The 23,281-nt window shown below is 37.7% G+C and carries 21 protein-coding genes; 3 read left to right on the forward strand and 18 right to left on the reverse strand.

Annotated features, from left to right (window positions below; all coding sequences use genetic code 11):
- Positions 1-184 precede the first annotated feature (184 nt).
- The 4 genes from K1I56_RS00825 to ptcA form a co-directional block, all read right to left on the reverse strand.
- Positions 185-997 carry a glycoside hydrolase family 2 protein gene (locus tag K1I56_RS00825; protein ID WP_223324703.1) on the reverse strand — a complete coding sequence of 271 codons (813 nt, stop codon included), beginning with the start codon at positions 995-997 and terminating at the stop codon, positions 185-187.
- Positions 998-1,099: 102 nt separating this feature from the next.
- Positions 1,100-2,212, reverse strand: coding sequence for an agmatine deiminase (aguA, locus tag K1I56_RS00830; protein WP_223324704.1), 1,113 nt, complete (start codon positions 2,210-2,212; stop codon positions 1,100-1,102).
- A gap of 39 nt (positions 2,213-2,251) precedes the next feature.
- Positions 2,252-3,610, reverse strand: coding sequence for an APC family permease (locus K1I56_RS00835; RefSeq protein ID WP_223324705.1), 1,359 nt, complete (start codon positions 3,608-3,610; stop codon positions 2,252-2,254).
- Positions 3,611-3,673: 63 nt separating this feature from the next.
- Positions 3,674-4,687, reverse strand: coding sequence for a putrescine carbamoyltransferase (gene ptcA, locus K1I56_RS00840; protein WP_003016617.1), 1,014 nt, complete (start codon positions 4,685-4,687; stop codon positions 3,674-3,676).
- A 223-nt stretch (positions 4,688-4,910) separates the two neighbouring features.
- Between ptcA and K1I56_RS00845 the strand changes: the two genes are divergently transcribed.
- Positions 4,911-5,882 carry a response regulator transcription factor gene (locus K1I56_RS00845; protein WP_223324706.1) on the forward strand — a complete coding sequence of 324 codons (972 nt, stop codon included), beginning with the start codon at positions 4,911-4,913 and terminating at the stop codon, positions 5,880-5,882.
- Between the two features lie 132 nt (positions 5,883-6,014).
- Here K1I56_RS00845 and K1I56_RS00850 read toward each other — a convergent pair whose 3' ends face one another.
- Positions 6,015-6,386 (reverse strand): hypothetical protein, encoded by a 372-nt coding sequence (locus tag K1I56_RS00850; RefSeq protein ID WP_223324707.1) that lies wholly within the window; start codon positions 6,384-6,386, stop codon positions 6,015-6,017.
- Positions 6,387-6,528: 142 nt separating this feature from the next.
- Positions 6,529-10,368: an SEC10/PgrA surface exclusion domain-containing protein gene (locus tag K1I56_RS00855; RefSeq protein ID WP_223324708.1), complete on the reverse strand. Its 3,840-nt coding sequence runs from the start codon at positions 10,366-10,368 to the stop codon at positions 6,529-6,531.
- 160 nt (positions 10,369-10,528) lie between these two features.
- On the opposite strand from K1I56_RS00855, the gene K1I56_RS00860 reads away from it, so the two are divergent.
- Positions 10,529-10,855 carry a helix-turn-helix domain-containing protein gene (locus K1I56_RS00860; RefSeq protein WP_223141862.1) on the forward strand — a complete coding sequence of 109 codons (327 nt, stop codon included), beginning with the start codon at positions 10,529-10,531 and terminating at the stop codon, positions 10,853-10,855.
- 56 nt (positions 10,856-10,911) lie between these two features.
- On the opposite strand, the gene K1I56_RS00865 is transcribed toward K1I56_RS00860, so the two are convergent.
- From K1I56_RS00865 to K1I56_RS00910, 10 genes are all read right to left on the reverse strand, one after another.
- A complete protein-coding gene (locus tag K1I56_RS00865) occupies positions 10,912-11,922 on the reverse strand; it encodes a DUF1002 domain-containing protein (RefSeq protein ID WP_223324709.1) in 1,011 nt (336 codons plus the stop codon).
- A 168-nt stretch (positions 11,923-12,090) separates the two neighbouring features.
- Complete coding sequence (locus tag K1I56_RS00870) at positions 12,091-12,936, reverse strand: alpha/beta hydrolase (RefSeq protein ID WP_223324710.1); 846 nt, start codon at positions 12,934-12,936, stop codon at positions 12,091-12,093.
- 306 nt (positions 12,937-13,242) lie between these two features.
- Positions 13,243-13,845 carry a lysozyme family protein gene (locus K1I56_RS00875; protein ID WP_223324711.1) on the reverse strand — a complete coding sequence of 201 codons (603 nt, stop codon included), beginning with the start codon at positions 13,843-13,845 and terminating at the stop codon, positions 13,243-13,245.
- The gene (locus tag K1I56_RS00880; protein WP_223324712.1) at positions 13,845-14,819 is read right to left on the reverse strand and encodes a nucleoid-associated protein; all 975 of its coding nucleotides are present in this window, start codon (positions 14,817-14,819) and stop codon (positions 13,845-13,847) included. The genes K1I56_RS00875 and K1I56_RS00880 overlap by 1 nt, the downstream gene beginning before the upstream one ends.
- 8 nt (positions 14,820-14,827) lie before the next feature.
- Positions 14,828-16,084 (reverse strand): serine hydroxymethyltransferase, encoded by a 1,257-nt coding sequence (gene glyA / locus K1I56_RS00885; RefSeq protein WP_223324713.1) that lies wholly within the window; start codon positions 16,082-16,084, stop codon positions 14,828-14,830.
- Between the two features lie 35 nt (positions 16,085-16,119).
- On the reverse strand, positions 16,120-16,734 hold the full coding sequence (locus K1I56_RS00890) for an L-threonylcarbamoyladenylate synthase (RefSeq protein WP_223324714.1): 615 nt from the start codon (positions 16,732-16,734) through the stop codon (positions 16,120-16,122).
- Positions 16,721-17,557, reverse strand: coding sequence for a peptide chain release factor N(5)-glutamine methyltransferase (gene prmC, locus K1I56_RS00895; protein ID WP_223324715.1), 837 nt, complete (start codon positions 17,555-17,557; stop codon positions 16,721-16,723). The genes K1I56_RS00890 and prmC overlap by 14 nt, the downstream gene beginning before the upstream one ends.
- Positions 17,557-18,636 (reverse strand): peptide chain release factor 1, encoded by a 1,080-nt coding sequence (gene prfA / locus K1I56_RS00900; RefSeq protein WP_223324716.1) that lies wholly within the window; start codon positions 18,634-18,636, stop codon positions 17,557-17,559. Before prfA ends, prmC begins: the two co-directional genes overlap by 1 nt.
- A gap of 15 nt (positions 18,637-18,651) precedes the next feature.
- Positions 18,652-19,125 carry a GNAT family N-acetyltransferase gene (locus K1I56_RS00905; RefSeq protein WP_223324717.1) on the reverse strand — a complete coding sequence of 158 codons (474 nt, stop codon included), beginning with the start codon at positions 19,123-19,125 and terminating at the stop codon, positions 18,652-18,654.
- Between the two features lie 21 nt (positions 19,126-19,146).
- Positions 19,147-19,731: a thymidine kinase gene (locus K1I56_RS00910; RefSeq protein WP_223324718.1), complete on the reverse strand. Its 585-nt coding sequence runs from the start codon at positions 19,729-19,731 to the stop codon at positions 19,147-19,149.
- A gap of 114 nt (positions 19,732-19,845) precedes the next feature.
- On the opposite strand from K1I56_RS00910, the gene K1I56_RS00915 reads away from it, so the two are divergent.
- Positions 19,846-20,028: a 4-oxalocrotonate tautomerase gene (locus tag K1I56_RS00915; protein ID WP_223324719.1), complete on the forward strand. Its 183-nt coding sequence runs from the start codon at positions 19,846-19,848 to the stop codon at positions 20,026-20,028.
- A gap of 59 nt (positions 20,029-20,087) precedes the next feature.
- On the opposite strand, the gene ilvD is transcribed toward K1I56_RS00915, so the two are convergent.
- Both ilvD and K1I56_RS00925 read right to left on the reverse strand, forming a co-directional pair.
- Positions 20,088-21,806 carry a dihydroxy-acid dehydratase gene (gene ilvD, locus K1I56_RS00920; protein ID WP_223324720.1) on the reverse strand — a complete coding sequence of 573 codons (1,719 nt, stop codon included), beginning with the start codon at positions 21,804-21,806 and terminating at the stop codon, positions 20,088-20,090.
- Between the two features lie 121 nt (positions 21,807-21,927).
- Positions 21,928-23,271, reverse strand: a complete 1,344-nt coding sequence (locus K1I56_RS00925; protein WP_223324721.1) for an MATE family efflux transporter — start codon at positions 23,269-23,271, stop codon at positions 21,928-21,930.
- Between the last annotated feature and the right edge of the window lie 10 nt (positions 23,272-23,281).

The raw sequence follows: 23,281 nt of genomic DNA on the forward strand, positions 1-23,281 counted from the left end.
GAAAGCGCAAATTATAGTTTCTCCACTATAAGAAGAATGAAAAAATTCGTCGTATCTCGTTTTGAGACTGGGAAATTAAACAATAATGTAGTAAATTGTGTCATAGAAATAAATCCCTTATAGAGTAATGTTTCGCAATTCTACTATAAGGGATTTATTTCTTTTTATGTTTACACAACTTCTCCTACACTATCTTAACTTTTGTTATAGCTGTTTCTACTATTGTTCCATCATCAACTATCAACAACTCTACAAAAGAAATCTCTAAATAATTTATATCTAAATCATATTTTTTTTCAAGTTTATTAGTATAATCTATATTCTCCTTAAAAACAATATTTTTTTCTTTATCATATATATAAACGCTAATTATAGCGCTATTAGAATATCCATTTAATAAGCAATTAATGGTTAATGTCGATTTATTTAAATTTTGACTATTTCCTAATACAGCATTAAAATCATATACATGTAGTTTAGGAGTACTATAAATAATACTCTCCGAAATTTTGTCTAAGATTGAATCTAACGTTGAATCTAGCATCACATTATTGTTTTGTTTTTCTTCTTCAATAGAGCATACCTTAATTATAAGTTCATTTTCCTCCAAACGTAGTAGATTTGTAATTTCAAACTCTATAGTCTGTTCAAGTCCCTTTGAAAATCCAACAAAGCACCCATTCATCCAAATATACACGGGCAGATTTAAGCTTTGCATTTTCAAGATAATATTTTTAGTAATTAATTTATCTTCACCTTTAAAATGATTAAACAAAGTTACCAATGTAGATTCGTCATCACCATTTTTTTCATTGAAATCTGATTTCATGTAAGTCCAATTATTGTTTAAGTGTATCTTATCTATTTGAAAATAGTCTAGTTGATTTATACCTACATATTTATCAAAATAATAATGCTCAGAATGTTCAGGTAATTGATTGACTCCTGTTATAGCAGAATTTTTCAACCAGCTATATTCCACTTTAATATTTTTCATCTCTAATACCTCTTTGTAAAGCAATTTATTTTCACATTCCTCCGTCTACTTAATGCGATATATTAGAAAAATCAGAGTCTGCTTTACCAGACTCTGCATATGTTATTTAGTTGCTGGTTGTTGCTGTGTAATACAGTGAATATTACCACCACCATATGCAATCTCTGTAGTTTCAACTCCAACAACTTTACGATCAGGGAACATTGCTTGCACTTGTTTAACCGCTAATGCATCATTCTCATCACCATATTGAGGGAGAATAATTCCCCCATTCACTATTAAGAAATTCAAATATGATGCAATTGCAACTTCTCCTTCCTCTCTTGGAATAGCCCCTTCTGAAAAATCAATCGAATCTGCATCTTTTAGATAGCACGGCTTCTTAGTAACGCACATTTTATGTACTTTTAATTTTCTGCCTTTTGCATCTGTTTGTTCACTTAGGAATTCAAACGCACCTTTTGCTTCCTTGTAGAAAGGATGGCTTTCATCTTCAGTGTAAATACATGCAACTTCTCCAGGTTTTACAAAACATGCTACATCATCAATATGACCATTCGTTTCATATGGGTCAATACCATCTTTCACCCAAATTACTTTTTCACAATTCAAATAATCTTTTAATTTTTGTTCAATTTCTTCTTTTGACAAATGTGGGTTTCGACTTGGATGAAGAAGACACATTTCAGTAACCATCACTGTACCTTCACCATCAACGTGAATTGATCCACCTTCTAAAACGAAATCCTCTGTTTTATAAGAATCAGTATTTGTTAATTCACAAACTTTTCTTGCAACAAGCGCATCTTGATCCCAAGGGAAATAGAGTCCATCGACTAGACCTCCCCAAGCATTAAATTCCCAATCTACTGCACGACGTTCACCTTTATCATTTATAAGAAATGTAGGACCACAGTCGCGAATCCACGAATCATCATTTGTCATCTCAATTACTCTGATATTTTCGCAATTAAGAGCAGATACACGAGCGATAGCATTTTCAAATTGAAGAGGTGGTACACAAAGTGAAACTGGTTCAAATTCACTAATGGCTTTGGCAACATCTAAAAATGCTTTTTGAGCAGGTTTGGCTCCTAAACGCCAATTATCATTTCGCCATGGCCATAACATCCAAATTTGTTCTTGTTCTTCGAATTCTCCTGGCATTCGAAATCCATCTACTTTAGGGGTTGTCCCCACAATACGTTTAGACATCTCAAGTCCTCCTTTTATTGTATTGGTATTTAGTTACTATCATTTTTTGATTTTTTTCATACGAATAATAACTTCACCTAAGATAAGACAAACTAATGAACCGATAGTTACAGGTAATTTATCAGCCAATGTTACTTCATCAAAAGATAATGGGAACGCTGTAAATAAAAGCGAAATCAAAATCATAACAATTGGAATTACAACCATAATTTTTAAAATAAAATCACTTCCTCCTACTTTAAAAGGTCGAGGAGTTTCTGGATCTATTTTTCTTAACTTATAAAATGCTGGAAAAACTGGTATATAAGAAAGCAGGAACATAACAAGGTTTAATGAGAAGAAGGCCCAAAACAAATCCTGATTTGGTAATATTGGTGCAATGACTACTACAAATGTCGCAACAAAACCATTTGCTAAAGCTGATCCAATTGGCATGTTATTCTTTTTACTACGTTTTGCAAAAAACTTTGGCATATCTCCGTTTTCTGCAGCATAACATGCCGTGTTATTCACTCCTAATGACCATGAAATCATATTTCCAAAAAGAGTTAGTAAGAATAGAAATGCCATTAAAATTATAAACCATCCATTTTCTGATCCGGTCAAAAGTTTAAAACTGTCCATCATACCACTACTAGTAGAAATTTTATCAACAGGAATCGCTACACCAATACCAAATGCAGAAAATATATAAATAGCCGCAATAACTAAACCTGCAACAATTATAGATTGTGGTATTTGTTTTTTAGGATTCTCCATATCATCTGCACACGTACATATAACCTCAAAGCCAAGTAGATTAAAAATAATAACAGAAATAAATGATAGACTGTTTAAATCAAATGATGGTAAAAGTGAATCCAACGTAATTTTATTAGCCATTCCTTTTGTAAAGGCAATATATAATCCCAAGACTCCCACTAATAGAGCTAGTATCATTTTTATAATTGCCGCACCATTGAGGATCCATACGCTATCACTTGCAGGATAAAAGCTTATCCATATAATTAACCAAATAAATACAAGTTCAATTAATAATGTCCAGAACGTTGAAAACTCAACTCCTGTTATCGTTGTCAACAACCCAGGAGTCATAACAGCTAGTGATGCTAACCACAATGGAAAATTAATCCAATAATACCAGGAGGTCCTTGAGCCCCATCGATGTCCAAACGCCTTTGTCACCCAATCATAGATTCCACCATCACCTATATAAGTAGTACCTAATTCAGCTGAAATCAATCCGTATGGTAACAAAAAAGCAATTAATAAAAATAACCACCAAAAGAATTGAGAATTCCCAATCGCTGCAACTGGAGCTGCAGCTTCTGCAACAAATACTACACATATTACAGTTAATACTGTAGTAAACAAACTAAATTTTTTCTTTTCTTCCATTTTTTTCTCCTTCCTTTAAGAGGAGAGTTATAACATCTTAAATTTAAAGCAAATTGAACCTTTTTATTTTAAAAATGATTCCAGTTCTGCTTTAGCTACAGATTGTTTTTCAAGGTCATATGGATGTCGTTTCTCAAAATCACGAAGTAGATAAACTAAGATACCTCGCATTGAAGTTAAACGATTTTCCGCCTCATCAAAACAAACTGAATTTGGGCCATCCATCACTTCATCAGACACTTCTTCGCCACGTGTAGCAGGTAAACAATGCATGAATTTACAATTTTCTCCTGCTTTTGCCATCATCTCTGAATCAACATGATATTTAGGATAGAAAATCTTCATACGTTCTTCTTCTGATAATTCCGCTTCATATAGGCCATACCATACATCAGTGTATAAGAAATCTGCACCAGTAATTGAATCTATATCATCAGTTACCAAATATTTACCACCTGATAGTTTACAAATTTCATCATATTTTGACTTATGCATATCATTTAATTGGAATCCCTTCGGACCGAAGTGAACAAATTCCATACCCATTTTCAATGTTATTAATCCTAAAGAGAAGCATACTTGAGTTGCATCTCCTACAAATACTACTTTACAATCTTCTAATTTTTTTCCTTTCGGCAAGTTTTCAATAATCGTAATCAGATCTCCCAATTCTTGTGTAGGATGATTATAATCACTCATACCATTAATTACTGGTACTTGAGAAAATTTTGCTAAATCAACTACACTCTTATGACGCTCAACACGTGCCATTATAATATCTGTTAAGCGAGAAACCACGGTTGCTGTATCTTCTAGTGTTTCGTGTCCTCCTAGTTGAATTTGACCGGGTGCCAAATATTGTGCGTGCCCTCCAAGTTGAGTCATAGCGGTTTCAAAAGATATCCGTGTTCTTGTAGATGATTGTTGAAAAATCATACCTAGAGTTTTATTTTTCAACAAAGGTGGGTAATACCCATTTTTAATACAAGCTTTAATCTTAAGAGATAGCTCAGCCATTTCTAAAAGTTGCTCTTTAGAGAACTCTTCTGTTGTAATATAATCAATTTTATTGCTCATAATTGAGACCTCCTGTGTTGTTATGCTTTAATGATATTGCAAAATTTTATAGTTTGCGATAAACTTAAAGGTGTAAACCCTCTTTTTTAAAAGTTTAAGTACTAAACCCAGTATTTATGCTTTTAAAAATGTAATGCTATTTTAAATATAAACTCCCTATTTTATTGCTTTTAAATAAAGTTTAGAGTTTTAATTAGTTTCACAGAATATATGGAGGCTAAATATGATTGAAATAGTTTATATATACAATGTATTTTTAATTATACTGTATACTTTGACCCTTGGTATTGTATTGACCTATTCTTTAAACTCAGAAAAGGATAAAAAATACTTATTTTTTGTAGTCGGTTTATATCTTGTTTTTTTTATTTTTGATAATCTGATCCTATCAATGACAGAAATAATTAAAGATTTCGGAAACACATATAACCAACACTTTCTGGGAGTTCCATTTGTTAAAACTGTCATATATCTTGTTAATAATATTTGTCAGTTTTGGATAGTTGCTAGACTGAGGAACGAAACACCTTTATTAACGCACTATTGCTTTATTTCTATTACTTTCATATGGATGGCTTTCCCAATTCTAAACAATTCTCCATTAAGAGTTTTTATGTACTATTTACCCAATCAGCTTCTTTTGATTTATACTGGTATATATGCGAGACGAAATCTAACATCTTTGAATATTAGTAGTCGAAATAAAAATTACTTAAAAACTATTTCAAATATCGGAGTGCTATTTGGCATTCTAATTATCTTAGAAGATTTATTTGTAATTTTTAATATAGATTCGTATGACTTGTTGAATCTGCGAATTCAAAATAGAAATATGTGTGAAGACATGTTTACTATTGCTGTTTGTTATTTAATAATCAAATATATTCTTTCTGATTGGAAAGCTATTTCGAATGTAGAAGAACAATTAAGTTCATTTGATAAATCACAAAAAATTGACAACCCCAGTACACTAGATCTATTCTCTGAAAAACTTCATTTAACTGAACGTGAAAAAGAAATTCTTCCTCTACTTCTTGAACACAAAAACAATCAGGAAATTGCGGATCAATTGTTTCTTTCAGTTGGAACAGTGAAGACACATGTACACAATATTTTTTTAAAACTTGAGATCACTAAACGAAATCAACTTTTCGAAGTATATAATTCCTTTGAAAACGAACATCCTGAGCAATAATTGTGTCATAGCCACTACTTTAAAAGACAGAATAAAAGACATCTGATTTAATTTCTTTCAGATGTCTTTTTAGTTGTTCTAATTATCAATTATATATTCGATAATATATTTAAGATAGATACTTAAATTATATTACTGTTTTTCAAAAGTTCCGTCTGCTACACGAAAATCACTGTTAACAGTTTCAATTGAATTAAATTGAATCTTTAAATATTTTACTTCTTTTTCATCTTTTCCAGGTAATTCAGCTTTAGCACTCGCTGCACTAGAAACCTTTAATTTGATGTATTTCCCAGCGATTTTCCAAGTTCCATCTCTAGATTCGTCTTTATTATTTGTTACTTCTAGTGTTTTATCGCTATTGAAAACGATAGTTGAATCGTGCTTACTATCATACCAAGTACCAATAATTTGCTTCTCTGGTCCTGAATTTTGATTCAAGAAAAAGAATACCCCACCGGCAACCGCAAGTACTAAAACAACTAAAGCAATAATTTTTTTCATTATTTTTCCTCCTATAAATATCTAAAGATATTAATTATATTTTTCATATACCTAGTTTCACTAAAATCATTAGTAAAAAATCAAATTTTGAATGATAAACTTTTATTCATTTCTACAATAAGAAATACTTAACCAGCATTTATTAATCACGATGTTTCCGTGATACTGAAATACCAAAACTACAAAGAACAATTCCCATTGCAAACACTAACCAATTCTCAATTGAACCTGTATTAGGCAAGGCTCTATTTGCAGCATATTTAGCTTGATTTCTAGCATAGCTATATACTCGTTCGTTAGAAGTATTTTCTGGTATACTCTTTTCTAACGTAGGATTCAGAGAAATCATCCTGTGATCTACTTTTTCGTTATAGATTTCGCTTTGTCTTGTACGAGTATTTAAATAGGCTTCCCTAACTGCCTCATATTGTGCATTTGCATCCAATTGATCTTGTAGAAGTGTTTTATGTTTAGCTTCCTCTCTTTTTACATTCTCAAGTGCTAAACGATGCTCTTCAATCGCATTATCATAAGCTTCTTTTGCTTTTTTCAAATATGCATCGGCGTTTTCAAGACGATCCAAAAGTGTTTCTAAAGCGACTAAGTTAGTCTTTAATTTAGAAATTTCATTCTTAATTTGACTTTCTTTAGCTTTTAACTCTTCAACTTTATTCTGACGGTTTCTGAGTTCTGCTTCATCCTTAGCTTTTTCAGCTTTAATTTCTGAAAGAACTTTAAGTTCTTTATCCAATTCTGCACGCGCATCTGCTAAAACTTTTTGTTTTGTTTGAATATCTGCATTTAGATTTTCAACTGCTGATTGTGCTTTTGCATAACGAGTCTTGGCAGTAATCAATTGTTGAGAAGCTTCATCTAGATTCTTTTGTGCAAGAGGTGTCTTATCTGAGATTGAGTTTAATCTTGCAATCGTTTGACGTGTAGTTTTTAAGGCTGCCAAATGTTTTTCATGAATTTTAGTTACTTCATCTAATTTGTTACTTGCTGTCTTATCTGCTACTCTTGCTTTTTCAAACTCCTCTTTTGCAGTTTCTAATGCTTTTTGCTTAACTTGAAGATCTGCATTTAAGTTATCCAGAGCTGTTTGGGCTTTGATATATCTTGTTTCAGCTCCTTCTTTTTGTTGTTTCGCATTGTCGTATTTCTTCTGTGCACCTGGAGTTTGATCAGGAACTGACATCAATTCTGCTACTAGTTTTTGAGTTTGTTTCAGATTTTGATTTGCATTTTGATTTTCTACTTTTGCTTTTTCAAGATCAGATTTAGCTTTTACTTCTGCTGTTGTGGCCTGGTCTAAATTATCTTTTGCATTTGCTAAAGCTTGACGCTTGCTTTGAATATCAGCATTTAATTGATCGAGTGCATCTTGAGCCTTATTAAATTGGATTTGTGCTTCATTATAATTTTGTGTAGCGATTTCCAATTTAGTAGTAGCTGCAGGTGTTTGGTCAGGAGTAGCTTTCAAAGCATCTAATTTTGCTGTCGTTTCTTTGAGAGTTTTTGTACTTGAATCATTTTCTGATTTAGCTTTTTCCAAACGATTCTGTGCAGAATTATTCGCTGTATTTGCTGCAGTCTGTTTAGCTTTTGCAACTGATAACTCATCTTCCATTTTTGAAGTATCAAATGGAGTAGCTAGAGGTTTAGCAATCCCTTTATCATAATAGTCGTCAATGAACTTAGAGTGATACTCACCTGTTTGTTCATCTTTAATGTAATCGAAATGGCTAGATTGACCTTTGAATTTAATAAAATGCATTCGACCAACACCACTAGGTGTTAGGCTATTTGCTACCCCGACTGCTTGTATATCTGAAGGAGCTTTTTCTCCAATCATTAATCTCATATGTCCAAAATATGCATGTACATCATTTGCCATAAAGCTAATTACGGCATCATATACCTCGCGATATAATTGAGACATTGTAGCTTTTCGTGTTTCTTTTGCTTCTGAATAATAAGCACTAAAACCTAGTAATGTATTATTGAAGCTCATATTTTCGCCAGCCCAAGCGATTGAATCCAGTCCATCTTTTGCAAGAGCTGTCACACTATGACTTGTACCAAATGGTTTATTTTCTTCAGCATAGGCTTTTGCGATATTTTTAACACCTTGAACAGATTCTTTAGTAACTATAAAATCATGGCTCCCCCAGACTTGGTCTTGCAGATTGTTTGCGAGAAGCACATAATATTGACTCAAAGCTTCAATCTGTTTATCTGTGAGATTATCCAAATTGACTTCAGAGTCATCGATAGGCAAAACAATATCCTTATTTGGCCAACCTTTGATAACAATATTTTGGTGTTCAGGAGAATATTCCGTCTCTGGAGTACCAAAATCATACTTACTACCTGTGAACCATTCTTGAATAACGTCGTTTAATGCATTTTTATTTGCATCTGAATTATCGGCAAGATAAGCCTTGTAAGCATCAATGACATCTTGAGGCAATTGAGGAATAGTGAGATTTTTAATTGCTGCAATTTGTTTTTTGAGGGTTTCAACCGCTTGATCAGCCTTCTCTTTATTCTCTTTTGCTTCCTGAGCTGCTGATGTAGCACTCGCTAGCTCATTTGAAGTTTCATTTACTTTTGCCTCTTCTTGATTTTTCTTAGTAGTTAAAGCTGAAATTTCTGAAGCTTTCTTAGCATCATTTTCTTTAGCTGTTTTGAGCTCTTCTTCTTCACCAATCTTACTATTTTGTTTATTTGCTAAATCATTTGCTTTGCTATCACGATTTGAGATTGTTTGGGTAAGTTGTGATTCAGAAGCATCAAGATTACTTTGCGCTGAAACTTTATTTTTTTGAGCTTTCTTTAAATTCTCTTGTGCTTGTTTTTGTTTTTCCTCAGCTGATGACAAGTTTGCTGCAGTTTCTTGACTTTTCTTTATTTGATCCGCTTCAACAGACTTTGCATTTTTTAGTGCAGTTGCTTTTTTATCATCCGCTTCTTTGGCACGATCAAGTTCTTGTTTCGCTGTATTTTCAGTTGCTATATTAGCATCTAAAGTTTTCCTAGCAGCATCACGTTCTGCTACAACTTCTTCAACGCCAGTACCATCTAATACTTTCTGGGCAGTTTCTTTCTCTTTTTGAGCCTTCACTAATGCATTTGCTGCTTCCTCTGCAACCTTTTTAGCATCTGCTAATTGTTTAGCAGAAACTTGACCATCACTAAGTTGCGTTTTTTCATCAGCAGAAGCTTTACTGAGTTCTTCAGCTTTATTTTTGTCTTCGTTAATGGCATTTTCCAAAGCCTTTTTCGCTGCTAATTCTGCTGATTCTTTTTCAGCTACATCACTTTTTGCTTTGTCTCTTTCAGCAATGATTTCCGATGCTCCAGTACCATCAAGATTTTTTTGTGCAGTTGCTACTGCTTCCTCAGCTGTCGAAACTTTCTTTTCTTGCTCTGAAATTTTATCTTGATCTTTTTTAATAATATCTGATTGCTGATTACGTTCTTTCTCAGCTTCTAGAACTTTATCAGATGCATCTTTTTGTGATGTTTCCTTTTTCTCAATATCAGCTTTTACTTCTGATATTTCATTCTTCGTTTTTTCAATTTTTTCAGGCGTAGCTGATTCTTTATTTGCATCAGCATTCTTTAAGTCAACATTTGCCTCTGTAACTTTTGTTGCAGCAGTTGCTTCCGAAGCCTTAGCGTTTTCTAATGCACTTTCTTGATTTGAAACCGATTGATCCGCTTCTTCCTTGATCGCTCTTGCTTCTTCTACAACTTCAGAAGTTGGCGTTTTCGTTACAGTTGCAACCCCATTATTGATAAATACCCCGTCTACTTGTTTTATATTTGTAGACGAAGGAGCCTTCGATTCAACACTTAATGCTGACTCATTTGGCTGAGTTGCAGTTACGTCTTCTGCTTTCACAACGGAAATTCCCGCAAAAGCTGTAGCTATTGATACAGCAGATACAGTTGCTTTGATCGTTTTCTTTTTCATAATTCCCACCTTTATGATAGAGTATTGAGCAAATTATCACTATATAATTATAAACAACCGAATTATACTATATTTTAGCAACTTTGTAAAGTTGTAACCAACCTTTTAAGAACTAGAACCTAACCTTATAAGGCTGTAAAATAGTCTTAAGAGGTGAGCAATGTCAGAATTACAAAAGTATATAAGCAAACGAATACGGATTCTGCGGACCCAGTCAGGAATGACTCAGGAACAATTAGAAGAAAAAGCAGATCTTGGTACCAATTACGCGTATAAGTTAGAAAATTTAGAGCCCAATATAAAAATTAGTACTCTGGAGAAAATTATAGATGCGTTGAATGTTGATCTACAAACTTTTTTTGATTTAACACTTAAAGAAGAAAGTACTGACTTAGCACAGCTTATCGACACTATCAAATCTTTACCAGAGTACAAACAAAGTAAAGTCATTTCAGCTATTAACACAATTATTAACGAGACAAAATAAAAAGAGTGGAAAAGGATAAGTATAAAAACTATTCCTTTCCCACTTTTTTGCTATGTTTAACCAACCAAACCACTAAAGAATTTGACAATGGCGTTCCAGATGGCTCCGAAGAAGCCAGCAATGGCGTTCCACGCATTTGTGAAGAAGTCGCCACTATCTTTTAAAATGGCATTTGTATCAAAATTGAGATTGATATTGTTAAAGGTATCGCCTGCCTTGTCTACGATACTATCTTTGAGTTCTGTCAAGGTCTTGGTGAAATTTTTGCTGCTGATGACGCTACTCTTTGAGAGGTTCACTGCGAAATTCACGATCAAATTGATCTGGTTACCTGTCACAGTTGTATCTAGCTTATAATTTTTCAGAGTTTCTTCGACGATCTTTCGAATATCATCCTTGCTTAAATCCTGATTGTTCTGTTTGGCATTGGCTACTGCTGTTTTAATATCGGTCAATGCCACGTTCAATTTATCAGCATCGAAGTTTTTCTTGCCAGCGTTTTCCTCGTTGATCCCGGATAGAGTTTTTAACTCTTCTTGAGCCAGATCTTTGCTTTCTTGCGAAACCTTAGCACCATTTTTCTCAAGCGAGTAATAGATACCAGCTAAGGCACTTTCACCTGTTACTTGGACAGGAGATGCGACTGTAATTTGTGCATGCTCAAGTCCCAGCGTAGCTGCTGCATTGCGGTACATATCTGCGGTAACCTTGGTGATGTTTTGAGGCGTTACGATATTCACTTCTAGAGCCTTATTCTTACCTAATTTTTGAATTTTAACAGAGGAATAGAGTTCCAGACTATCATCGTTAGCAACGTTCATAATTGAAGAGTAAACCTCTGGTGTCATGGTCTTCCACTCTTCTTTGTCTTTTGAACTATCGTAGTTCAGCAAACTCAAGGTTTGTTCAATTTGACTTTGGTCTAGAGAATAACCCAAAACATAGTCTGGCTTAACATAAGTTTCATCAATGACTTTCTGGACATTAGTATCTGCAGAAACATGTGGAATTCCACTAAAAAGGGCAACTGTCGACGCTACAAATAAAGCAATTTTTCTTAATTTCATTTCTCTCTTCTTTCTATCTCATATCTACGCTGAGTAGATTTTATCGACTATTTCACCTGACTAGAGATGAAAAAAAGAAGCCAATAAAAGAGTTATTCACTTCAATCTTTATTATATCGTTTCTTTCTTAAAAGAAGCTTACAGTTTTTTTAAGAATGCATGACATTTTTATTTTCCCCAAAGAAACTGGATCAATAGCTTATCTACTATTGGATTTTCATGAAGTTGGCTGTGCTGAGCACCTTTGCCATCAATCTGTTCTTCACGGTAGCTTTTTGCACGTTCTGCTACTAGGTAACGAAGGGCTTTTGAAGAAATATTGAGAACCGATCCATCCGTTTCTCCACCGATATCTCCATAGATATTCAGCACATCGATCTGATTTTCTGGATAGACTTCCCGAAGAGCTAAAAGCTGTTGGTACTGCTCATTCATTGATGAAGGTTTACCTGTTTGTGAATCTAGAACCAAACCTTGAGGTAAATTCATCCCTTCGAGTCCAGCGACATGGTTGGCAATGGCGACCTGCTTGACAATTTTTGGCAGATTCTCATCACTTCCATGTTCCAGAAGATAATATAAGACGGACATATTTCCCATAGAATGAGCGACGACGTTCATCTCTTTAAAATGGTAGGTTTCTTGAAGTTTTTTAACTACCTGATAGGCATAATGGCTGATGACTTTTGGATCGGGCGTGCGATTGTTTTGGTATTCCACTTTGATAATTGGATTGACCGCACCTTTGGGAATGGTCCCTGTCAGCTTTACTTGTCCATCGGTAGCCACGTTTGCAGTAATGACGGTCTCTGTAACCCCTGCTTTTTTTGCCGCATCTGTCATGTGTTTTTCTGCATTGGCACTCGAGCCATAACCATGAAAAAATAAGGTAGGACGAGTATTTTGTAGGTAATTAGTGTGGTCCAGCTGCGTTTTTTGTTGAGACTTCCCCCAAAAAGCGATACATAGGAGAATCAACCCCAAAAACAGCCCGTAGATTGATTTTTTGTTCAATAGAAACACCTCATGTTATTTTATAACTAACTAGTATTTTATCATAGGCATTCAATGATTTCAAAAGATTGAGAATGAAAGAGGCAAAATACACAAAAAGATTTATAGATTATAAGAGAGGCTGGGATAAAAGTCCTAGCCTCTTAATTGTTTTTGGATTGTCGAGCAAGACGCAGTGGTTGAGTGGGCTCTACTACGCTGATTTCATCAGCTTTTACAGCCCTACTCAACTGTGCGGAGGTGGGACGACGAAATCGAATTCTAACGAATGACCTATTTCTGTCCCACTCTCTCTGACTTGATTGATTAAAACCATGAAAATAACTTCATAATTGTCATATTGGTTTCTACTAAACGAGAATAATAAATGTTCCCCCCATTAATGTAGAGTTCCATCCCGTTTAAAAGAGAGATAGGGTGAAGATAAAGATAAGTTTCACCGGTTACATTGCCAAGGCTCGGAGCTACTACATCCCGCGAATAAGCGCGTGCCAACTCTAGGGAATTTGTTCCACCGTGTTTAGCTACATAATCAATGTAATCTTTCCCGAAATTATAGGCTTGAACGGCTGTCCAGCTATCAACCCCTTTTTTCTTGGCTTCTTTTAACTCATCTGAAAGAGTCTGAATACCTTGGCGAATGCTGGCCTTATTATCACTAATGGTATTGGTCTCACCACTTGCACTCTCACTAGCCTGCATGACATCTTCCTCTCGACCTTTGGTCTCTGTATAGATCATAGCCAGAATGAGGTTTTCATTGGCTGTGGTATCTTCCTCAGCAAGGACTTCTCTAACTAGAGAGCGATACTGCATGACTTGTTTGACATCATGATGGATCTGGATCCCCTTGTAGATTCCAAATATAAGTAAGATGAATAAGAAGATCTTCACTATGCGTTTAATCATTATTTACTCTGTATATCCTCAATGTTTTTGATCAGAATAGAATAGGTCCCGTTCTCGTTTAGAATAAATTCAACAGATTCTGCATCTTCATAGACATTATTCGGAACGATCAGTTCAATTCCATTTGACAATGACAATTTCTGATTTTCGAACTTCTTCAACTGGCGAGATGCATCAATTTCTTCAAAAGTGACAGGTTCAGGTACAGCTTCTTTGACTTGGTCAATAAAACTGAGGCGGGCTGTCAGATTGTCATCGAAGAGATCATCTGCTAATTTCTCTGGAGAGAGTTTATTTTCTTCCTCGATATGATTGAAAATAGCTGATTTAACCTTTGATTGAAATTGAAAATCATCTGTATTAAAGCTTTCCGCAATCTTCTGGGCTGTTTTTTCTAGAGCCTTGATCGATTTTTTAGGAGAAATCTTGGGTTGCGCCTGCAAGAGATTCTCAGAAAAATAATTCAAGAAGGTCCCGTTATACTTGATCCGTTTTTCAATCAAGTGGTATTTGCGGCTTTGAAGATTAATGACCAAGGCCTCATCAGCACCAGTCCCAAAACCAGGCAGATTGTTTTGCGTCAACTTAATCGGATTGTCCACTTCACCGCCAAGATGGGTCAAGGTTTCTCGTAAAGCGATTCGAAGAAAGGCGAAATGCTCCACTCCTTCTTTCGAAAATTGGACAAATACCAAATCGTTGGTCTTTTGATTCTCAGAGACGACAAATTCTTCCTTCCAGCGATTCGCTACTGCGACAGATGTTTCTAACAGATCATCTGAAATCATCTCAAGAAAAGGATTGTCCTCTTCGAAAATACCGGTCCTGGCTTCATCGGAATAAACTCGCTCAATCTTCTTGCGCAAGTATTCCTCAATTTTAGGTGTGATATTGAGGAATTTATCTGCCAGATAGAGATCGGTATCATCTGGGTTGAATTGATGAATGATGGCTTTCTTTACGTAAATATCCATAAGATGATTTAGTCCTCGTAAAGTGGGAAGGCATCTGTCAAGGCTTTGACTTGAGCACGCACCTCTTCTAATACTGCTTCTTTATCTGCATTCTTCAGCGCTTTGATCATGAGTTCAGCAACGGTGCGACTTTCTTTTTCACCAAAACCGCGAGCAGTGATGGCTGCTGCACCAATCCGAATCCCACTGGTCTTAAATGGAGACAAGGTTTCATAAGGAATAGAGTTCTTGTTGAGGGTAATGTTTACCTCGTCCAATAAGTTTTGCGCCACTTTCCCATTTTCAACGACTTTGGTCACATCGACAAGGAAAAGGTGGTTCTCAGTTCCCCCTGAAATGACACGGAAATCAGGATCTTGCAAGAAGACATCAGCCATAGCCTGACTGTTCTTAATCACGTTAGTGGCATACTGTTTAAAGGCAGGATCCAACGCTTCTTTGAAAGCGACTGCTTTAGCTGCAACGACATGCTCTAGTGGTCCTCCTTGAATACCAGGGAAGATGGCAGAGTTAATTTTCTTAGCTAACTCCTCGTCATTAGTCAAGATCAAGCCACCACGAGGACCACGAAGGGTCTTGTGAGTGGTTGTTGTCGTGATATGGGCATAAGGAACTGGACTTGGGTGAAGACCTGCTGCAACTAGACCAGCAATATGGGCCATATCAACCATGAGCTTAGCTCCTACCGCATCTGCAATTTCACGGAATTTTGAGAAATCAATAATGTGAGAGTATGCTGAGGCACCAGCAACAATGAGTTTTGGTTTAACTTCTTGGGCTTGTTTTAAGATGGCGTCAAAATCCAAGAGTTCTGTTTCCGGATCTACACTATAGGACACAAAGTTATAAGTTTGACCAGAGAAGCTCACAGAAGCTCCGTGCGTCAAATGCCCACCGGCAGCTAGATCCATCCCCATGACAGTGTCACCAGGTTCAATCAAGGCCATATAGGCAGCACAGTTGGCCTGACTACCTGAGTGGGGTTGAACATTGGCAAACTTAGCCCTAAAAATTTCCTTAGCGCGTTCGATGGCCAGGCTTTCCACGACATCTACGAAATCAGTCCCACCGTAGTAACGGCGACCTGGATAACCTTCTGCATATTTATTGGTCAGAATAGACCCTTGCGCTGCCATAACCGCCTTAGAGACGACATTTTCAGAAGCAATCAACTCGATATTGTTTTGTTGGCGTTCCTCTTCTTTGGAAATAGCATTCCATAGGTCTGCATCATAGGCTTTGTAATCTTCTTTATCAAAAATCATCCGTCTACTCCTTATTAAATAAATTTTTATATACATTATGACAGAGGAAGGTCATCTTCCTCAAAAGAAAGCTCGGGCACTTGTGCAAGCAAGTCAGCTTTCGTAATAGAACCTTGTCGTAAAATCCTTGCTTTGGTCCCAGAAATATCTAGGATAGTCGAATCTTGGCCAGTAAGGAAAGCATCGTCCTCAAAGCCAGGAATTAGCTGATCAAATTCTTTTACAATAGCTTCATACTTTGTTCCGCTAGCATGTCCAGATAGATTTGCAGAAGGACCAACTAAAGGACCATATTTACGAATTAATTCCAAGGTCTTTGGATGGGCTGGCATCCGAAAGCCAACCGTAGACATCCCTGAATGAATCCATTCTGGCACCTTTTCATTAGCCTGAAGAATAATAGTTAAAGGCCCAGGTAAAAATGATTCAATCAGTTTTGTTAAATAGCTAGGTTGATTTTTCGAATAAATTCGAACATCTTCTTCGTCAGCTACATTCAAGTTCAGGGCTTTCTTTCTAGGTCTACGTTTTAATTCGTAAATATATTCAACTGCCTCTTGATCCAAAGCTTTAGCGAAAATACCATAGACTGTTTCAGTTGGCAGAATAACCGCACGTCCTGCTTCTAATTCTTTCTCAATGTGATCCATTGTCTACTACTACCATTCTATCTTGTCCAAATTGGTCTTTCAAAACTCGAACTTGTTTGTCGGGAAATGCCTTTTGAAAGAGCTCTTTTACTTTGTTCCCTTGCTTATAGCCGATCTCTAGATAGACCTTCCCTTCTGGTGTTAAAACACTTGGTGCTTGCCGGGCAATCTTTTCGTAGATAGCATATCCATCACGGTCTGCAAAGAGAGCTAAGTGAGGTTCAGAGGCTAATACATTGGCTCCAACTTCTTCTAGATCATTACGTGAGATATAGGGTGGATTGGAAACAATCAAGTCGTATGGACCTTCTAGATGATCCAGAACATCAGAATACTTAAAATCAAGGATTGCTTCTAACTGCTGGGCATTTTTTTGAGCTAGGGCTAAGGCCTCCTCTGACACATCACTAGCTTGAATCTGCCAGTTAGGTTTAGCAAGGGCTATGCTAATGGCAATGGCACCACTTCCTGTTCCAATATCCAGAACTCGTAAGGCTTCCCCAGCGTTTTCTTCAAGAATGAGTGCGACCAATTCTTCCGTTTCAGGTCTAGGAATCAGCACGCGCTCATCAACTGTAAAAGCATGGCCACAAAATTCTGCACTCCCAATAATATATTGGGCAGGGATGTGATGTTTCAACTGCTCAAAGATGGATAGAAGCAAGTCCTGATCCTCTACTTCCACTTCTTTTTGCAAGGCAAGAACAAAGTCTGTAAAGGTCCAGTTTTTTAAAGCTCGATACGCGAAGGAGAGGCTTTCTGCTTCCTCTCCAACGGCTATTAATTCTTCTTCATACTGGGCTAATAATGATCCCAACAACATTATTTATTCAACTCTTCTAGTTTTTGTGTTTGATCATACAAGACCAAAGCATCGACCACTTCATCTAATTTACCAGATAAGATAGCATCCAGTTTTTGAAGGGTCAAGCCAATCCGGTGATCAGTCACACGGTTTTGAGGGAAGTTATAAGTCCGGATCCGCTCTGAACGGTCACCAGTACCGATAGTTGACTTCCGCTCAGCGTCTTGCTCATCTTGGGCAATCTGAGCGAAGTGGTCAGCCACACGCGCACGGATGATCTTCATGGCTTTTTCACGATTCTTCTGTTGGGTCCGTTCTTCCTGCATCTCTACCTTGATATTGGTTGGCAAGTGGACGATACGAACAGCTGTCGCAACCTTATTGACGTTCTGTCCACCCGCACCAGATGCGTGGTAGATGTCAATCCGAAGGTCTTTTGGATCAATGTCGTACTCAACTTCTTCAATTTCTGGCATGACCAGAACGGTTGCTGTAGAGGTATGGACACGACCTTGGCTTTCCGTCACAGGAACGCGTTGTACCCGGTGGGCACCAGATTCATACTTGAGTTTCGAGTAGACCGATTGACCAGAAACCATGGCCACTACTTCTTTGATCCCGCCAACGCCATTGTAAGAGGCTTCCATGACCTCAAAGCGCCAACCTTGGCTTTCCGCATATTTTTGGTACATCTGCAAGAGGTCGCCAGCAAACAACTGGGCTTCGTCTCCTCCTGCTGCCCCACGGATTTCCAAGATAATGTTCTTGTCATCGTTTGGATCTTTTGGAAGAAGTAAGATCTTCAGCTTTTCTTCGTACTCTTCTTTTTCAGCCTTGGCATCTTTTAGCTCTTGCTTGGCCATTTCTTCCAAGTCCGCATCGCCGCCTGCTTCCTTAATCATTTCCTCAGCGTCAACAATGTTTTGAAGGACTTGTTTATACTCTCGGTAAGCTGTCACCGTGTCACGAGTGGATGCCTCTTCTTTTGAAAGCTCCATAAAGCGTTTGGTATCAGAGACCACGTCTGGGTCACTCAACAATTCTCCTAACTCTTCATAACGGTCTTCTACAGCTTGTAGTTGATCATAGATATTCATGTTTGCTCCTTAATTCTAGGTTGTTAGATCATAGATTGCTACAATTTCGTCTTCTATGACTTGGCCAGTTTCTTTAAATCCATAATGGAGATAGCAAGATCTCGCTTGATTATTTTCCGGTTCATAAGATAACCAAAGACTTGTTGCTTTTCCAGCTGGCTCTGTTCGAACAAAGTCAATGACAGCCTCCATAGTCGGTTTAAAATAGCCTAAACCTTGAAATCGTTTATCAATCATAAAACGAAATAACAAGTAGTTCCCCTTACTGATCCCAATTTTCCGGTCATAGGCAATCATAACAAAACCAACTAATACTTCCTTATCATAAACTGCTAAGGGAGCTATAAAATCACCATTTTTATCATATACATAGGCTTCGGCTAAACTAATGGAATTGGATGCAATAAAATTCCTTTGGTTTGGATGAACTTCTAGATTTAAAACGTCAAAATAATTCTCTATTGTAACATCTTTTAAACAAATAGACATTATTATCCTCTCTAAAACGTTCTAGACGCTTTCAGTTGGTATGTCCGGATTAAAATAATGCTTGCGGCAAACCGAGATATAGGTCTCGTGTCCACCGATCTGGATCTGCTCTCCATCGTAGACAGGTTTGCCCGATTGGGTACGCAAGACCATGGTCGCCTTGCGGGAACAGTATTGGCAGATGGTTTTGATTTCCTCGATCTTGTCCGCTAACAAGAGGAGGTGTTTAGAGCCCTCAAAGAGGTCATTTCGAAAATCATTTTTGAGACCAAAAGCCATCACCGGCACATCCAGTTCATCAACGACTCTTGCCAGATCATAGACATGGTGGCGTTTCAAAAACTGAGCTTCATCGATTAAGACACAGTAAGGTTTGATTGCTTGGTTTTTAATAAAGCCAAAGATATCGGTTTCGTCTTCGATCGCAACGGCTTCCCGTTTCATACCGATCCGGCTAGAAACCACTCCAAATCCATCACGCGTATCGATTGCTGAGGTCATGATGACGACGCTCTTACCTTGCTCTTCATAATTATGAGCCACCTTCAAAATCTCAATGGTTTTACCAGAGTTCATGGTCCCATATTTATAATATAATTGTGCCATTTTCCTTCTGTTCTCTCTAAAATGTGTTTCATTATCATTTTACCATAATTTTGCTGACCTTTGTATCCCAAAATGTGATAAAATAGTCCTATAAAAAATTTAGGAGGTGGCCCTATGCCATTTGTACGAATTGATCTATTTGAAGGACGCACTTTGGAACAAAAGAAAGCCCTCGCTAAAGAAGTAACGGAGGTTGTTGTCCGTAATACTGGCGCTCCTCAGTCAGCTGTTCACATAATCATTAATGATATGCCTGAAGGAACCTACTTCCCTCAAGGTGAAATGCGCACCAAATAATATTTCCACTAAAAAAACCTTTCTTGCTTGTGATAAAACATAGCAGGAAAGGTTTTTTCTTATTTTTCTTGTGCTTGTCGTTCTGCTTTACGTTCTTCGAATTCTTCATCACTCATCAGAGTTCCACCGACATTAGCTGATTTAGCAAAAGCAGTGTAACGGCGCAACCATCCACTTGAAATCTTAGATTTGAAAGGTTTCAAGTGTTTACGGCGTTCTTCAAGCGTTGCATCATCGACAAGCAAATAAAGGGTACGATTTGGAAGGTCAATCACGATGTCATCCCCATCTTCAATTAAGGCGATATTTCCACCTTCTGCTGCTTCTGGAGAAACGTGACCAATCGCAATCCCACGAGTAGCTCCTGAGAAACGACCATCCGTAATGAGAGCCACATCCTTACCAAGACCGCGTCCGACAATCTTAGAAGTTGGCGCCAACATTTCTGGCATACCAGGACCACCCTGAGGACCTTCGTAACGAATGACAACGACATGTCCCTTCTTGACTGTTCCATTGTCAATCAACTCAAGGGCTTGATCTTGTGAATCGCAACAAATAGCCTTACCGCGGAAAGTGGTCACAGACGGATCGACGCCACCGACCTTGATAACCGCTCCATCTTGAGCAATATTTCCGTAAAGGATAGACAAACCACCAACTGTTGAGATAGGATGCTCAATTGGATGGATAATTTCTTCATTTTTGATTTCCGCACCAGCTACGTTTTCTTTCAAGGTTTTACCAGTAACTGTAATACGATCACCCTTAATAGCACCTTTTTTGATCAACTGATTGATAATGGCTGGAACACCACCAGCTTCGTGCACATCATGCATAGTGTAGACACTTGAAGGTGCAATTTTAGAGAGATAAGGTGTCTTCTTGGCAATTTCGTTGATATCTTTGAGATCATAGTCAATCCCTGCCTCTCGCGCAATCGCAAGCGTATGGAGAACAGTATTGGTTGAACCACCCATGGCCATATCAAGCGCAAAAGCATCATCGATAGCTTCTTTGGTCACAATATCCCGTGGACGGATATCCTTTTTAATATTCTCCACCAATTGTTTGGTTGCTTGGCGAACCAATTCACGGCGTTCATCTGAAACAGCTGGGATAGTACCATTTCCTGGAAGAGCAAGGCCTAATACTTCCATCAAACAGTTCATGGAGTTGGCGGTAAACATACCAGAACAAGAGCCACAAGTTGGACAAGCATTTTTTTCCAGGAAATCCAGCTCATCCATGCTCATATCACCAGCCTGATAAGTCCCTACTGCTTCAAACAAACTGGAGAGAGTCGCTTGATGCCCCGTCATGTCAACGCCACCCTTCATAGGTCCACCAGAACAAAATACAGCTGGCACATTAGTACGCATGGCCGCCAAAATCATCCCTGGTGTAATCTTATCACAGTTAGGAATGTAGAAAACCCCGTCAAACCAGTGGGCATTAATAACTGTTTCTGCAGAATCGGCAATCAATTCACGAGATGGAAGACTGTAACGCATCCCAATATGCCCCATGGCAATCCCATCATCCACACCAATGGTATTAAACTCAAAAGGAATACCGCCAGCCTCGCGAATAGCTTCCTTAGCAATATCTGCTAATTCACGCAGGTGAACATGCCCTGGAACGATATCAATATAGGAGTTACAAATTGCAATAAAGGGCTTTTGCATATCCTTTGCTGATTTTACTTGCCCTGTTGCATAGAGGAGACCACGCGCTGGTGCCCGGTCGATCCCCATTTTGATCATATCACTTCTCATCTTGTTCTCCTTCTAGTTCTTCATTTCTACCTCCTAATCTTACCACTTTGACATCAATTGTCAAGAACTTTCAGAAAATTTATACTATTTACGATACATAAAAAGCCTGGTTTCCCAGACTTTAGTTTGTTTGCTTTTTTTCGATCTGCCAGAGCCGAAGTTGGTAGCAAATACCACTCACAACAAGGCTAGAAATAAGACCAATCCAATAGGCATAGGGACCAAGGGTGGTCACATGGTCAAGGAAAATCCCTAGTGGGATAGAGATACACCAATAACTAAAGACTCCTAATAAGAAAGGAACGGTTGTATCCTTATAGCCCCGCAAAATCCCTTGAAGGGGTGCCGCAAAGGTATCAGCTACTTGGAAAAAGAGACTATAGGTCATAAAAATAGCAGTTTGCTGCACAAAGACTGGATCCTTGCCGTATAGCCCCGCCAATTGAAAGCGGAATGTATAAAGAAAGACGAGGGTGACAATCGCAAAGCCAAAGGCTGTCAGCCGTCCCAAACGGCAATATTGTTTGACCACTTCTGGTCTTCCTGCTCCTAGTTCGTAAGATACAATAATAGCCATGGTGCTTGAGATACTGACTGGGAAAGCATACATCAGGGTAGAAAAATTCATGGCCGATTGGTGACTAGCGATGGTGAGTGATGGGAATTTTGCCATCAAAAGGCCAACCAGCGAGAAGATGATGACTTCTGCAAAAACAATTCCACCGATTGGAAGCCCAAGGCGCAATACTTCTTTCATTCCTTTAAAATCATAAGGTTGCGGCTTCCACAATTGGAAAGATGCTACCTTAGGGTGCTTGCACAAGATCAAAACTGCAATAGCCAGCAAGACCCAGTAGGCCAGAGAGGTTCCAAGACCTGCTCCCGCTCCTCCCATCTCAGGAAAACCAAAAGCCCCATAGATCAGGATATAGTTAAAACAAGCATTCAAAGGCAAGAGCAAGAGCATCAAGTACATCGATAAACGCGTCATTCCCAACGTATCAAGGAAGGTCCTCACGATACTAAAGAGCAACAAGGGTAAGATTCCTAGAGAAAGGAAATATAAGTAGCGAATGGCTATTTGAGCAACAACATTTTCTAAGCCGATCTGCTTGAGAATCATGGGCGCAATCCCCCAGACAAAGCCTATTAAGAGTATGGCCATAGCAAATGACATATAGAGGAATTGGTAAAAATCGCCAGCAATCCGTTCTTTATTTCCCTTGCCTAAGTGATGCCCGACAATCGGTGTCAGAGCAGAGACAATCCCGGTCAGGAAAGTAAAAAAAGGATTCCACAGACTGGTAGCTGTAGACACCCCAGCCAAATCAAGGGTCCGGTACTGACCGGTCATGGCTGTATCGACAAAGCTGGCGGAATAATTGGCCAATTGGTAGATCAAAATTGGCAAAAACAGACTCAAAAACAAGCGCAAGCGTTCTTTAAAGTGATAGGTTAAATACATGATTCTAACT

The sequence above is a fragment of the Streptococcus parasanguinis genome (assembly GCF_019929185.1).
Lineage (GTDB): Bacteria > Bacillota > Bacilli > Lactobacillales > Streptococcaceae > Streptococcus > Streptococcus parasanguinis_O.

Excerpts from the sequence above, each read along its gene's own strand:
- K1I56_RS00825 (WP_223324703.1), bottom strand. The coding sequence starts at position 997 with ATGAAAAATATTAAAGTGGAATATAGCTGGTTGAAAAATTCTGCTATA.
- aguA (WP_223324704.1), bottom strand. The coding sequence starts at position 2,212 with ATGTCTAAACGTATTGTGGGGACAACCCCTAAAGTAGATGGATTTCGA.
- K1I56_RS00835 (WP_223324705.1), bottom strand. The coding sequence starts at position 3,610 with ATGGAAGAAAAGAAAAAATTTAGTTTGTTTACTACAGTATTAACTGTA.
- ptcA (WP_003016617.1), bottom strand. The coding sequence starts at position 4,687 with ATGAGCAATAAAATTGATTATATTACAACAGAAGAGTTCTCTAAAGAG.
- K1I56_RS00845 (WP_223324706.1), top strand. The coding sequence starts at position 4,911 with ATGATTGAAATAGTTTATATATACAATGTATTTTTAATTATACTGTAT.
- K1I56_RS00850 (WP_223324707.1), bottom strand. The coding sequence starts at position 6,386 with ATGAAAAAAATTATTGCTTTAGTTGTTTTAGTACTTGCGGTTGCCGGT.
- K1I56_RS00855 (WP_223324708.1), bottom strand. The coding sequence starts at position 10,368 with ATGAAAAAGAAAACGATCAAAGCAACTGTATCTGCTGTATCAATAGCT.
- K1I56_RS00860 (WP_223141862.1), top strand. The coding sequence starts at position 10,529 with ATGTCAGAATTACAAAAGTATATAAGCAAACGAATACGGATTCTGCGG.
- K1I56_RS00865 (WP_223324709.1), bottom strand. The coding sequence starts at position 11,922 with ATGAAATTAAGAAAAATTGCTTTATTTGTAGCGTCGACAGTTGCCCTT.
- K1I56_RS00875 (WP_223324711.1), bottom strand. The coding sequence starts at position 13,845 with ATGATTAAACGCATAGTGAAGATCTTCTTATTCATCTTACTTATATTT.
- K1I56_RS00880 (WP_223324712.1), bottom strand. The coding sequence starts at position 14,819 with ATGGATATTTACGTAAAGAAAGCCATCATTCATCAATTCAACCCAGAT.
- glyA (WP_223324713.1), bottom strand. The coding sequence starts at position 16,084 with ATGATTTTTGATAAAGAAGATTACAAAGCCTATGATGCAGACCTATGG.
- K1I56_RS00890 (WP_223324714.1), bottom strand. The coding sequence starts at position 16,734 with ATGGATCACATTGAGAAAGAATTAGAAGCAGGACGTGCGGTTATTCTG.
- prmC (WP_223324715.1), bottom strand. The coding sequence starts at position 17,557 with ATGTTGTTGGGATCATTATTAGCCCAGTATGAAGAAGAATTAATAGCC.
- prfA (WP_223324716.1), bottom strand. The coding sequence starts at position 18,636 with ATGAATATCTATGATCAACTACAAGCTGTAGAAGACCGTTATGAAGAG.
- K1I56_RS00905 (WP_223324717.1), bottom strand. The coding sequence starts at position 19,125 with ATGTCTATTTGTTTAAAAGATGTTACAATAGAGAATTATTTTGACGTT.
- K1I56_RS00910 (WP_223324718.1), bottom strand. The coding sequence starts at position 19,731 with ATGGCACAATTATATTATAAATATGGGACCATGAACTCTGGTAAAACC.
- K1I56_RS00915 (WP_223324719.1), top strand. The coding sequence starts at position 19,846 with ATGCCATTTGTACGAATTGATCTATTTGAAGGACGCACTTTGGAACAA.
- ilvD (WP_223324720.1), bottom strand. The coding sequence starts at position 21,806 with ATGAGAAGTGATATGATCAAAATGGGGATCGACCGGGCACCAGCGCGT.
- K1I56_RS00925 (WP_223324721.1), bottom strand. The coding sequence starts at position 23,271 with ATGTATTTAACCTATCACTTTAAAGAACGCTTGCGCTTGTTTTTGAGT.